This is a genomic window from Roseofilum acuticapitatum BLCC-M154 (genome assembly GCF_030068475.1).
GTDB lineage: Bacteria > Cyanobacteriota > Cyanobacteriia > Cyanobacteriales > Desertifilaceae > Roseofilum > Roseofilum acuticapitatum.
The window spans coordinates 160,364-172,844 of sequence record NZ_JAQOSP010000116.1 but is presented as its reverse complement, the minus strand read 5'-3'; the positions used below and the strand labels follow the sequence as shown (position 1 = coordinate 172,844).

Genomic DNA, 12,481 nt, shown 5'->3' with positions numbered 1-12,481 from the left:
AATAAAAAAACAGCGCAACGCACCAACAAGGTAGGGTGCGTTAGCGACAGCGTAACGCACCAATTCAAAGCCCTACTAGCACTGGGAGAGGGCAAACCTAGGACACTTTTTGTTTAGGCTTTTGATAATACCTTATCGGTTCCTTAATTAAGCGAATATATAAATGCTTAAATGTCGATTTAATCACCCTGGGCATTCCAAAATCAATCGGTTGCAAGGTCTCTGGTAATTGCCAATCGGAAATACCTAATTCTTGCGGATTCAATAAGGGAAAATCTACCTGCTCCTGAGCATAACAACCCGCCGCCAAAGCTGCTGCATGGGTGGGAACCTGCATCGGATCAACGCCTAGCAGTTCCAACAGACTTAAGTCTAGAGCAAACACATCCTCAGAAGCGCCTAAAATGCCCAAAAACCGGGGTGTTCCATTGGTCGGGCCATTCCCTTCATGGGCAATAATGCCATCAATGATGGTTAGATTGGGGGCAATGGTGCGAGCGGTTTCTACCAACATCGCTCCAAATTCCTGGGGACTTTTGCCCGCTTGCATGTGCCACCAGGCTTTCATTTTTCCAGGCACACAGCCGAATAAATTCTTCACACCCAATGTCATCGTTAATTGTTGATGGGATTTAATTTTTGGTAAGTTAATCACCACATCCGCGTCCATGGCTTCCTTAGAGAGTAGTAAATGGCCAAAACTATCCCCCTCTGTTGCATAGCGTTTTCCCCGAAATTCTACTATGGGTAAATTCACTTCCTGCAAAAAGGGTAAATAGCCATTGGCTTCAGCCACTCCTTCCGCACTACCAAAGGCTGGACTATCGCCCAAAAAGGGTATCCCTCCAGCTTCCTGTACCAACCGCGCTACCTCAACTACCAACTCCGGACGAGTGACGCACTCATTTTGTGGCCGAGAGCCGGTTAATAGGTTAGGCTTAAGTAAGACGCGATCGCCTGCTTTAACCAGCGACTCCATCCCCCCCAAAGGAGCCAAAACCTCCACTAGAGCAGCTCTCAGCACCTCTCGCTCATAGGACTTCGCCCGCACAAAACTTACTTGACTCATGACCATTCAATTAAAAATTAAAAATTAAAAATTAAAAATGAGGGTTTTGCTCATTTCCCGTTCATTATAGTCATAATTTCCCCATCTCCCCATTCCCCCATTCCCTACTCCTCTTTGGCTTCGGCTAACCAAGTGTCAAATTGGGCTTGATTCTCACTTACCCATTCCTGTGCCAAACGGTTAATATCGTCCGGAGTATTTGCACCCTCCTGAATAGCAAAACTCACCTCATTCATGTCTGCTACCGGAATAGTAACCACTTCAAACCAGCGTTGAGCTATGGGATTTTTCGCCAGAAACTCTCGATTAACCACAAATTTTTGTCCGACACCGGGCCACCCTAAATTTTTGCCCTCAAATGTGGTATCCTCTGCGGTCAAATCCGCCATATCTTCACTCTCTGGTAAAGAAGTAAACGGAACTTGCAAAGAAATGACATCTTCATTGGGTTTTAAGACCGCAAATATCCAATGGGGATTATAGCCATAATATAAAATCGGTTTTCCTTCCTTATAACGAGCGATGGTATCCGCCAACAGCGCCGTATAATTGCCTTGATTTTGTTCTACGGTATTGGCCAGTCCATAGGCTTCAATATGATGATCGATTACTGCTCCACAAGCCCAACCGGGATTACATCCTGCTAAATCTGCTTTACCATCCCCATCACTATCAAAAAGTGAAGCAATTTTCGGATCTTTTAGCTGTTCAATAGTAGTAATTCCATATTCATCAGCCGTTTTCTTATCAATTTGATAGCCTTGGGTTCCTGGAGGGACAAGCTTGCCGATTCCTTCTAATTGGTTATTGCGGTTGGCGGCTTCAAAAAAGGCTTCATAGCCGACATCATAATAAACGACACTGTAATCAATGTCTTGATTGGCTATAGAGAGATAAATGGCCGCATAATCTAATTCTTTAGGCGTATCAATCGAGTAACCCAGTTGTTGTAAGCCGATATTGACTACTGCGGTTTGAAAACTCTCTTCTACCCAACTCCCATGGGCAGAACGCACCGGTAGCGGATTGGTACTCTCTGAAGAGGTTTCTGGATTGGGTTGACAGGCAATTAAGCCTAACATCGCTGAGAGCAAACTCAAGGAAAACAACGGACGGTAAAGGATTCCAGGCATAAATCAAGGTCACTCAATCCTATAGGTTGGTTATCATCGTAGTTGAGGAAAGCCACAATAGGGAACAAAAAAAGCCCCATCCCCCCATCCCCCCATCTCCCCATCTCCCCATCTCCCCCAATTTGCCTTAAACTATTGACGATTGAGGGTCACTTAAGGAAAGATATGTAACCATAATCTATGCTTAAGTAGGCAAACTCTAATTTTACTGGGCTTTGCATCAGAATATATTAATTCAGTGTCTAAGGCGATCGCGTGAGGAGAGCAATGAACAAGTATCATTTTGGACTGAGTGGAGCGCTGGTGAGTAGTACCGCCGTTATCCTGGCAAACTCCGCAGCATGGGCGGCTCCGACCCGGATTAATAATGTCTCCCTGAACCCCACCAATGGGGGAATTGAAGTCATTCTCGATACTCAAGAAGGCGATCGCCCCCAAGTGTTTGCCGTACCCAATGGCAACGAATGGGTTGCGAATATCTCCAACATGCAGCTCAACCTTCCGAGTGGGGAATTCATGCAAGCCAACCCCGCTCCAGGCATTGCTGCTGTTAGGATTAACTCCGTCGATGGCAACAGCGTCCGCGTCACCGTCACCGGTAACCAAGGCAGTCTGAGCGGCCGCATCAGCATCCAAGACGGAAACAACTTCATTCTCTCCCTGAAGCAAGACGACCCCAAACCCACTGCAAACACTTCCCCCAACCCCCCCGCACCTCGGCCAGTGGCTCAAAGACCGCCCCAACCCATGGCCCAAATGCCGCCCCAACAGATGGCCCAGGGCGCTCCCTACAACGGCGTACCCCTGCCCAGCCTGCAAAATGGTATCCCCAGCCTCCCCCCTGGAACCGGGGTTGCGCCTCCCTTCCGGCAACGAGCCATCGCCCCACCCCTCGGTGATATCTCTGTATCCACCATCGACGCATCCGGCCGCACCATCAACCTCGGCTCCTCCGAAAACGTGCCCCGTCTCGTTCTCCGGGATGCCCCTGTGCGGGATGTTCTCGCCCTCCTAGCGCGGGTTGCGGGCATGAACCTGGCTTTTACTGATGGCGCGGGCGACATTCCCGAAGGGCAAGCCGGAGCAGCCACCACCGTTACCGGGCGGACTATTTCTCTCGACATCGAAAATGAACCCGTGCAAAACGTCTTCAACAGCGTCTTGCAACTAAGCGGAATGCAAGCCAACCGGGTTGGGCGCACTATTTTTGTGGGTGCAAACCTACCCCTAGAATCAAGTCCGGTCATTACCCGCACCCTGCGCCTCAACCAAGCCGAAGCCGAAACCTCCGCCACCCTCCTCGCCTCCCAAGGAGCGGACTATCAACGGGTAGTGAGCCAAACCACTCGCACCCAGGAAGGCACAGGAGTAGATCAGCGAGTGACTGAAGAGACCAACACCAGCATTCAAAACCTGACCGTTGAACAAGCCAACGGCCCCCTCCTCCTGCGCGGTCTCTCGGTGATTGCTGATGAGCGCCTCAACTCCATTACTCTCGTCGGTGACCCCCGCAAAGTAGAAATGGCTACGGGTCTACTGTCTCAACAAGACCTACGCCGCCGCCAAGTCTCCGTGAATGTCAAAGTTGTTGATATTAACCTCAGTAATGATGAATTCTCTAACAGTAGTTTTTCCTTCGGTTCTGGGGATTCTTTCTTCGTCGTGGATGGCGGTCTAGGTATCGCTAACTTTGGACGTTTTACCCCAGCCAGGGCTGCCGACATTGACAGCGACAACCCCGACAATCGCTTTGGTCGGCCCATTTTTGGTAACCCCCTCGCAGGAGTACAGCCCTTCGTTAACCCCAATGGAACCCAACTGGTGCGCGACCCGGCTACCGGGCAACTGGTTCCCGTGGGGCAAAATCAACCTGGTTCTGTGTTCTCCCCCGGTGGCTTACCCACCACTCCCGGAGTGGCTGGCTTTGATGGCACTGCCCCCGGTATTCCCGGTGCTGCGGGTCGTCAAGTTTCTCCTTCTTCTGGAACCCCGCCCCTGTACTATGACCGCAATGGGATTCCCCGCAGTTTAAATGAACTCACGGTTGGGGGCGGTACATTCCAGCCCCTAATTAATAGTCAAACCAATGAGCTAGTTACTGCTCCTACTGATGGCACGCAAGCCCCTCTGTATTTTGATACTAACGGACAACCCAGACTGTTAAGTCAGTTGGAAGTCGGTGGGGGACAAATTCCAGCGCTGACGACTCCTGACGGTGCTTTAATTTCTGCTGGCACAGGATCTGCTCCTGCACCTCGATTCTTTGATGAAACAGGTCAACCAAGACTCTTTAATGAACTCACGGTTGGTGGGGGTCAGTTTAATCCTCTACGCGCTCCAGATGGGAATATTGTTGTTAATACAGGTGCTGCACCCCAATATTTTTTTGATTCAACTGGTACTCCCAGGTTACTCAGTGAATTGAATATTCCCAATATTCAGGGAGCTACTGGCCCATTCCAGCCCTTACTTGATGAAGGAGGAAATCCTTCTCCCGCAGGTACTCAAGGTGATTTGTATTTTGATATTAGTGGAGTTCCCAGAACCTTTGACAATTTGACTATTGGTGGAGGAGTCTTTCAACCGCTTCTTGATCCAGAAAGTGGTTTAGTCCCAGTGACCCAAGGTGAGTCTGCTCCTCTGTTCTTTGATGCAGCAGGAGTACCCCGTTTAGTAACTCAAATTCTCAATGGTCAATTTCAACCCTTAATTGATGGCCAAGATTTAGTTCCTGTAACTCAAGCCATTGCGCCTACATTCTTCGATGCCAATGGTGTTCCCCAGTTACTGAATAACTTGATCCCAGGTGGTGGAACGATTCCCGCTTTAACCAACTCTGTGGGTGAACTCATTTCTGCTGCTACCACAGGAGCTAACGGCTTACCTGCCATTGTCGGTCAAGCCGCCCAACTTGCCTACCAACTGCCGCAAGTCTTCCAATATCCCCAACAGTTTCTAGCCCAACTGCAAGCCAATATTGTTGAAGGCAACGCCAAGATACTCACCGACCCCACCCTCACCATTCAAGAGGGTGAAACCTCCACGATTAACATAACAGATCGAGTGCCAACGGACTACGAAATAGAAACTGTTACTAATGATACGTCAACTCAAATCTTAACTAGAGTTATATTTAGTGAAGTGGGTCTCTTATTGCCCATTACTATTAATCGGATTGATGACAATGGTTTTATCACCATGGAAATCACTCCAGAAATTTCGGCCCCTTTTGATATCTATACTGTGGATACAGAAGGTGGGCGAGTAGATCTAGCGCTGGTGTCCAAACGGGAGCTGAGTTCTGGTAAAATCCGTCTACGCGATGGTCAAACCCTCTTAATTGCTGGAGTCATTCAAGACCAAGAACGGGAAAGCATTTCTAAACTTCCCATTCTCGGTGACCTACCCATCATCGGCCGTATGTTCCGCCGAACATTCAAAGAATCTGAGCGTACAGAAGTTGTGGTTGTGGTTACCCCCAACATCATCCAAGATGTGGAGGAGGCCAACTGGGGATATGGCTACGCCCCCAGCTCCAATGTGCAGCAACAACTGCGTAACCGAGGCTTCCGCTATCCAGGTAGGTAACAATTAAAAATTAAAAATTAAAAATTAAAAATGGGGGTGCGAATAGGGAATAGGCAAAAGGCAAAAGGCAAGAGTTGATCTTCCCTATCCCCCCATCTCCCTATCCCCCCATCCCCCCATCCCCCCATCTCCCCAACCCCCAACCCCCAACCCATGCCCAACCATGAACGAACCCACAGTCATCGGCATCGATATCGGCGGAACTGGCATTAAATTGGGCCGGTTTGCTAAAGATGGTCGTTGCCAAAACACTCTCACCCTACCCACTCCCCAACCGGCAACCCCGGAAGCCGTCATCAGCACTCTTCTGCCTGCCCTAGCCCAACTCGACCCCGACCACAGCGCCCTCGCCCTCGGAGTCGGAGTCCCCGGCCCCGTAGACCAAACCGGTAAAATTTCGCGCATCGCCATCAACCTCACCGACTGGAAAGACGTGCCCCTAGCCGCCTGGTTAGAAGACAAAACCGGCAAACCCACCGTCCTCGCCAATGACGCAAACTGCGCCGGATTGGGGGAATTCTGGATCGGAGCCGGGCGCAACTTCCAAGACCTGATCCTGCTCACCCTGGGAACGGGAGTCGGTGGAGCTATCATTATTGATGGTAAATTATTTACCGGTCGCCATGGAGCAGCCGGAGAACTGGGCTTAATCACGATTGACCTCTACGGCCATCCCTGTAACAGTGGTAATTCTGGTTCCCTCGAACAACAGGTTTCTATTCCTGCCGTTCGCCGTCTCGGCCATCTTGACCCGCAAGAGTTGGGTCACCTGGCCGAAAGTGGCAACCGGCAAGCCCTAGAATTTTGGCAAAACTACGGTCATCGTCTGGGGGCAGGTTTGGCGAATTTAATCTATGTCTTGACTCCAGAAGCGATTATTCTGGGTGGTGGCATCAGTCAAAGTGCGGCCTATTTTCTCCCGGCTACCCTAGCAGAAATCGAACACCGTGTCTTACCGAGTTCTCGCGAAGGACTCCAGGTTTTAGTGGCCGAGTTGGGCAATCAAGCGGGAATGGTGGGGGCGGCTAAGTTGGCGTGGGAGTGTGTGAGTAATGAGTAATGAGTAATGAGTAATGAGTAATGAGTAATGAGTGCGAGCATCTTGCTCGCTTCTTAACTTAATTCGCTAGGGAGCGAGACTTGCTCGCTTCTTATCTGATTCGCTAGGGAGCGAGACTTGCCCGCTTCTTAACTTATTCGCTAGGGAGCGAGACTTGCTCGCTTCTTATCTGATTCGCTAGGGAGCCAGACTTGCTCGCTTCTTATCTGATTCGCTAGGGAGCGAGACTTGCCCGCTTCTTATCTGATTCGCTAGGGAGCGAGACTTGCCCGCTTCTTATCTGATTCGCTAGGGAGCAAGATGCTCCCACTCCAGTAATATCAACCGATTCCAGGAGTGCGGGCATCTTGCCCGCTTCTTAACTTAATTCGCTAGGGAGCGAGACTTGCCCGCTTCTTAACTTCGTAGTGATATAACTTAAGGACATTCTCGGCTAATCCTCCCGGAAGGTAAGACGGTTAAGCAAAAGATGGCTTCATCAACATTTAGGGCATCAACAACAGCGCCAGTGAGATTGGCTCCGCTTAAGTCTGCTTCAGTTAAAATTACTGTAGTCATGTTGGAGTCTCTGAGATCAGCTTCTCTGAGATTGGCTTTTCTTAGGGTGACTGCATTCAAATTTGCTTCCCTCAGATTAGTCCCTTCCAGATTTGCGCCATCAAGATCAGCTCCGGCTAAGTTCGCGCCTCTTAAATTCGCTCTCCTGAGATCGGCTCGCCTTAAATCGGCTAATCTGAGATCGGCTCCTTGTAAATCAACCCGCTTCAAATCGCACTCATAACAGTTCCCAGTCGTTTGCAGTTGCTGCAAAGGGTTGGTATTTTGGGCGATCGCACTGGGCGCTAACACCAATACAATGGCACTCAATCCCCAAGTTTTCCAGGTTTTCCCGATCATAGTTGTAGCGTAGAAATACTCTGTGACGATTGTATCACACTGCGATCGCTAAATTCGTAAGGTGGGCAGTGCCCACCCTACTGGACTCATTGTTAATTGTTAATTGTTAATTGTTAATTGTTAATTGTTAGACGGGTTATATACTTTGGGTCTCAATTAAACTTTGGCAGGATTCCCAAGGGGTTTTGACTGCGGCGATGGAGGCGATACTCTCTTGGGATTCGGGTTGGTGACAAACGAGAAAAACCCGATAAAGTGTGCCTCCGATTTCGATGAATTCCCCCATCATGGGAATGCGACTGACTTCGATGAAGGTGGAGAGGGGCTGACTTTGGGGAGAGTCTTTAAGATACAGGGCAATTTGAGTAGTAGGGTTTAAAGATCTCGATTCGTTGGATAGGATGGGGGGAGTTGAGTTAGAGGATGTAGCCATAGCTGGGTTTAAACAGAGCCGCCAGAATGAATGATGATTTAGGTCAGGACTCAATACTTGAGACCTTGCATTCGAGTTTCAGTGAGATCAGTTTACACTTCTTGGGTGTGAAAGAACACCTTTAACCGAGAAATCTAGGGAAAATCAGGATTAGGGGACTGAAACAGATATAATGGTTAAGAATTATAAACCCCTGATGAACGCTAACGGTAATGTTCTGTGATTCTAAGACAAAACCGGAGGCCCATCGACTCATTCCCCCCCTAAATCTTGACTGTTACCCTGCCCTTGGAGGTTTTAATGCTGCGATTAGAGCATATCAGCAAAATCTATTCGACTGGCCAAGTGCTAAATGATATCAACTGGGAAGTGAAACCGGGCGATCGCGTGGGTTTGGTGGGGGTGAATGGGGCCGGAAAATCGACCCAGCTCAAGATTATTGCGGGGGAAATTGAGCCGACTTCTGGGGAGGTGATCCGGCCGGGGAATTTACAAATCGCCTATTTGACCCAGGAATTTGATGTGGAGCCGGGGGATACGGTGCGGGAAGAGTTTTGGAAGGTGTTCCATAAGGCGAATGCTGTTCATCATGCGATCGCCGATATTCAGCATCAGATGCAAACCGCTACCCCAGACGAGCTGGAGATCCTCATCCATAAACTGGATAAAGAGCAACGGCACTTTGAGGCTCTGAATGGCTATGGATTAGACGCGCAGATCGAGAAGATGTTACCAGAAATGGGGTTTGCCCCTGATGACGGCGATCGCCTCGTCAGCGCCTTTTCTGGAGGCTGGCAAATGCGGATTCAATTGGGTAAAATCTTGCTACAATCGCCCGATCTGCTCCTCCTCGATGAGCCAACCAACCATTTAGATTTAGAAACCATTGAATGGTTAGAAAACTATCTCAAAAACTCAACCCTTCCTATGGTGATCGTCTCCCATGACCGGGAATTTCTCGATCGCCTCTGTACCCAAATTGTGGAAACCGAGCGGGGAGTCTCGACAACCTATCTCGGCAACTATTCCGCCTATCTGCAACAAAAAGCCGAACAAAAAGTTGCCCAACTCAGTGCCTACGAAAATCAACAAAAGGAACTGGAAAAACAACAAGCCTATATCGAACGCTTTCGCGCCAGTGCCACCCGCAGCACCCAAGCCAAAAGCCGGGAGAAGCAGCTTGATAAAATTGAACGCATCGAAGCCCCTGTCAGTGACTTAAAAACCCTACATTTTCGCTTTCCTGCTTCCCCGCGCAGTGGTCGAGATGTGGTGAATATCCAGGATTTAACCTACTTGTATGATGAGAAAATCCTGTTTCTGGGGGCATCTCTGGGGATTGAACGGGGCGATCGCATCGCCATTTTAGGCCCCAACGGGTGCGGAAAATCCACCCTCCTGCGATTAATGATGGGCTGGGAACATCCCATCGAAGGCAGCGTCAGCCTAGGAAAACATAACGTCATACCCGGTTATTTTGAACAAAACCAAGCGGAAGCCTTAGACCTCGATAAAACCGTCATGGATACCATTCATGATGAAGTCCCCGATTGGAAAAATGAGGAAGTCCGAACCCTGTTAGGACGCTTCTTATTCAGTGGGGATACGGTTTATAAAAAAGTCGAAGCCCTCAGTGGAGGAGAAAAAGCCCGGTTAGCCCTAGCCAAAATGTTATTACAACCGGCTAATCTCTTAATCTTAGATGAACCGACCAACCATTTAGATATTCCCGCCAAAGAAATGTTGGAAGAAGCCCTACAACATTATGATGGCACAGCGATTATTGTCTCCCACGACCGTTATTTTATCTCCCAAGTCGCTAATAAAATTGTGGAGGTTCGGGACGGTGAATTTAAAGTTTATCTGGGCAACTACCATTATTATCTCGATAAAATTGCCGAAGAAAAAGACCAGGAACAATTAGCCGCTATTGCTAAAGCTAAGGCGGAAAAAGCGGCGGCGAAACGAGAGAAGCACAAGGCGAAACAAAAGGCGAAAAAGCAAGCCAAAGCGAATTAATATCTCTTCTTGATTATGTGGAACTTGATACAGCAGTTGGTGTCCCGAAACGATCCCCCCCAGCCCCCCTTAGAAAGGGGGGAGAGTCACGGAAGTCCTTTAGAAAGGGGGGAGAGTCATGGAAGTCCTTTAGAAAGGGGGGAGAGTCATGGAAGTCCCCCTTCTCAAGGGGAATGTAGGGGGATCTCAATCCCTGGAGTGTGTTTAATATTATCATTTCTATGGACTTCCCCTAGCCTCGCCCAAACCCCTACAGATGAGCCATCTTTCATTCCCTTACGACCCAACCCAGAGCAACTTTGTCCGCAAGAGCCGGCCATAGATCGATTTATTTATCACACCATCGCCCCCGGAGAAACCTTAACCCAGATAGCCGCCAAATATCAATTAATGCCTGCAACTTTAATGGGTCTCAATCGTTCCTTACGCAATGGAGAAGCTCCAATTGGTACACAAATTGTCATTCCTCCCTATGATGGGGTATTAGTACGGATTCCAGAGGGTAAAACTTGGCGCGATGTAGCCGAAGCTTACCGAGTACCCGTTGATGCCCTCTTTGAGGTGAATGGATGTCAGCAAAATCCAGAAATGGTATTTGTTCCGGGGGTAAACTGGTCTCCTGGTCGGCCCTCTAGGGAAATTCAAACCCAGCTCTCGGCCTATCCCCTGCCGGAGATTTCCCCCTTACTCAAAGGGTATGGTTGGTATTTAAATCCACAGACCTCTAAGCGAGAATTTAGTAGCGGAGTTGATATTCGTGCTGCGATTGGGACTCCCGTTTCGGCAGTGGGAGATGGTATAGTCGCTTATGCAGGCGATCGCGACTCCTATGGTCAACTCGTGGTCATCAACCATCCTGGGGGACGACAAACCCGTTACGCTCATCTGCAAACCATTGAAGTTACCCCCGGTCAAACCATCCGTCAAGGAGACTTACTCGGAACCGTAGGAACTACTGGTAATCCCCAGTTTTCCATTCCCCACCTTCATTTTGAAATGCGCTATCGCTCTGCCGTGGGTTGGGTTGCAGAAGATCCGGGGGTGTATATTCCCACCTTGGGCCGGAATTTGCGCTACTGATTCTACTCGCTATTATGATTCATAAAAATGATCAATCATCAACCTATTTCTATTTCCTTATTTACTGGAGCCTATGGACTAGATTTAGGTCTAGAGCAAGCTGGTTTTATCACAGTCAGTGTAGTCGAGAAAGATCTGAATGCGGTCAAGACCATTGCTCTGAATAGACCTTTTCTTAAAAACAGTGCTATTCCCAGAGAAATAGAACAAGTGACGGCCCAAGAATTACTTGAGGAAGGAGGCAGAGTTTTAGGTTTAGGTCGTCCTTTACAACCGGGTGAAGTAGATTTAGTCACCGGTGGGCCGCCTTGTCAACCCTTTAGTACGGCAGGAAAAAGAGGTTCTGTACTAGACCCTCGTGGTAGTTTATTCATGGATTTTATTCGGATTGTCAAAGAAGTACAACCTCGTTTTTTCTTAATGGAAAATGTTAAGGGTTTACTTTCTGCTCCTCTACGTCACCGACCAATTAATCAACGAGGTAAAGATTATCCTCCTTTAGGGAAAGATGAAATGAAGGGAGCAGCTTTGCAGGTGATACTATCAGAAATGAAGAATATAGGTTATCAGGTTATTTATAATACCTTAGAAGCAGCAGATTATGGTGTTCCACAAACCAGACAGCGTGTCATCTTCATGGGTTCGAGAGATTCTGAATCTGTGACTTTTCCTCTACCAAAATATTCCAAAAATGGGCAAAAATTACCAAAATGGCGTACTTTAAGAGAGGGTTTAAAAGGGTTGGTAGATTCAGAACCAGAGTTTATACCCTATTCAGAAAATCGCCTCAAGTATTTAAAACTATTGAACGCTGGACAAAATTGGAAAGCTCTACCAGAAGACTTAAAACAAGAAGCGATGGGAGGTGCTTATCATTCAGGAGGGGGAAAAGTCGGTTTTTATAGAAGATTATCTTGGGATAAGCCTTCTCCTACTATAACAACCAGTCCCAATCAAAAAGCTACAGATATGTGTCATCCCGTCGAACTGCGTTGTTTAACAGTTCGTGAATCGGCGAAACTGCAAACGTTTCCTGATGATTGGATTTTCTCTGGTTCCACTCTTTCTAAATATAAACAGATTGGCAATGCTGTACCAGTTTTACTCTCGAAAGAAATTGGTGTTTATCTTTTCAACTTAATCCAAGGAAATCAACAAAGAGGTCAACCCATTGCTGAACAACTTTCTCTATTTTCTTGATT

9 protein-coding genes are annotated in these 12,481 nt (G+C 48.2%); 5 read left to right on the top strand and 4 right to left on the bottom strand.

The annotated features are described in order from the left end of the window. Positions 1-97 precede the first annotated feature (97 nt). Entirely contained in the window at positions 98-1,069 is a 972-nt protein-coding gene (locus PMG71_RS18995; protein ID WP_283755293.1) for an Npun_F2552 family protein, read from the bottom strand. A 104-nt stretch (positions 1,070-1,173) separates the two neighbouring features. Further along, a complete protein-coding gene (gene proX, locus PMG71_RS18990; protein WP_283755292.1) occupies positions 1,174-2,202 on the bottom strand; it encodes a glycine betaine/L-proline ABC transporter substrate-binding protein ProX in 1,029 nt (342 codons plus the stop codon). Positions 2,203-2,469: 267 nt separating this feature from the next. On the opposite strand from proX, the gene PMG71_RS18985 reads away from it, so the two are divergent. Then, entirely contained in the window at positions 2,470-5,790 is a 3,321-nt protein-coding gene (locus PMG71_RS18985; protein ID WP_283755291.1) for an AMIN domain-containing protein, read from the top strand. A 163-nt stretch (positions 5,791-5,953) separates the two neighbouring features. Continuing rightward, complete coding sequence (locus PMG71_RS18980) at positions 5,954-6,850, top strand: ROK family protein (RefSeq protein ID WP_283755290.1); 897 nt, start codon at positions 5,954-5,956, stop codon at positions 6,848-6,850. A gap of 417 nt (positions 6,851-7,267) precedes the next feature. On the opposite strand, the gene PMG71_RS18975 is transcribed toward PMG71_RS18980, so the two are convergent. Beyond that, positions 7,268-7,747: a pentapeptide repeat-containing protein gene (locus PMG71_RS18975; RefSeq protein WP_283755289.1), complete on the bottom strand. Its 480-nt coding sequence runs from the start codon at positions 7,745-7,747 to the stop codon at positions 7,268-7,270. 136 nt (positions 7,748-7,883) lie between these two features. Beyond that, positions 7,884-8,180 (bottom strand): hypothetical protein, encoded by a 297-nt coding sequence (locus PMG71_RS18970; RefSeq protein WP_283755288.1) that lies wholly within the window; start codon positions 8,178-8,180, stop codon positions 7,884-7,886. A gap of 300 nt (positions 8,181-8,480) precedes the next feature. On the opposite strand from PMG71_RS18970, the gene PMG71_RS18965 reads away from it, so the two are divergent. The 3 genes from PMG71_RS18965 to PMG71_RS18955 all read left to right on the top strand — a co-directional run bounded on the left by PMG71_RS18965 (position 8,481) and on the right by PMG71_RS18955 (position 12,479). Continuing rightward, positions 8,481-10,199: an ABC-F family ATP-binding cassette domain-containing protein gene (locus PMG71_RS18965; protein WP_347179339.1), complete on the top strand. Its 1,719-nt coding sequence runs from the start codon at positions 8,481-8,483 to the stop codon at positions 10,197-10,199. Between the two features lie 198 nt (positions 10,200-10,397). After that, on the top strand, positions 10,398-11,279 hold the full coding sequence (locus PMG71_RS18960; RefSeq protein ID WP_283755286.1) for a peptidoglycan DD-metalloendopeptidase family protein: 882 nt from the start codon (positions 10,398-10,400) through the stop codon (positions 11,277-11,279). A 27-nt stretch (positions 11,280-11,306) separates the two neighbouring features. Continuing rightward, positions 11,307-12,479, top strand: coding sequence for a DNA cytosine methyltransferase (locus tag PMG71_RS18955; protein WP_283755285.1), 1,173 nt, complete (start codon positions 11,307-11,309; stop codon positions 12,477-12,479). Positions 12,480-12,481 lie beyond the last annotated feature (2 nt).

Excerpts from the sequence above, each read along its gene's own strand:
- PMG71_RS18955 (WP_283755285.1), top strand. The coding sequence starts at position 11,307 with ATGATCAATCATCAACCTATTTCTATTTCCTTATTTACTGGAGCCTAT.
- proX (WP_283755292.1), bottom strand. The coding sequence starts at position 2,202 with ATGCCTGGAATCCTTTACCGTCCGTTGTTTTCCTTGAGTTTGCTCTCA.
- PMG71_RS18980 (WP_283755290.1), top strand. The coding sequence starts at position 5,954 with ATGAACGAACCCACAGTCATCGGCATCGATATCGGCGGAACTGGCATT.
- PMG71_RS18965 (WP_347179339.1), top strand. The coding sequence starts at position 8,481 with ATGCTGCGATTAGAGCATATCAGCAAAATCTATTCGACTGGCCAAGTG.
- PMG71_RS18985 (WP_283755291.1), top strand. The coding sequence starts at position 2,470 with ATGAACAAGTATCATTTTGGACTGAGTGGAGCGCTGGTGAGTAGTACC.
- PMG71_RS18975 (WP_283755289.1), bottom strand. The coding sequence starts at position 7,747 with ATGATCGGGAAAACCTGGAAAACTTGGGGATTGAGTGCCATTGTATTG.
- PMG71_RS18970 (WP_283755288.1), bottom strand. The coding sequence starts at position 8,180 with ATGGCTACATCCTCTAACTCAACTCCCCCCATCCTATCCAACGAATCG.
- PMG71_RS18995 (WP_283755293.1), bottom strand. The coding sequence starts at position 1,069 with ATGAGTCAAGTAAGTTTTGTGCGGGCGAAGTCCTATGAGCGAGAGGTG.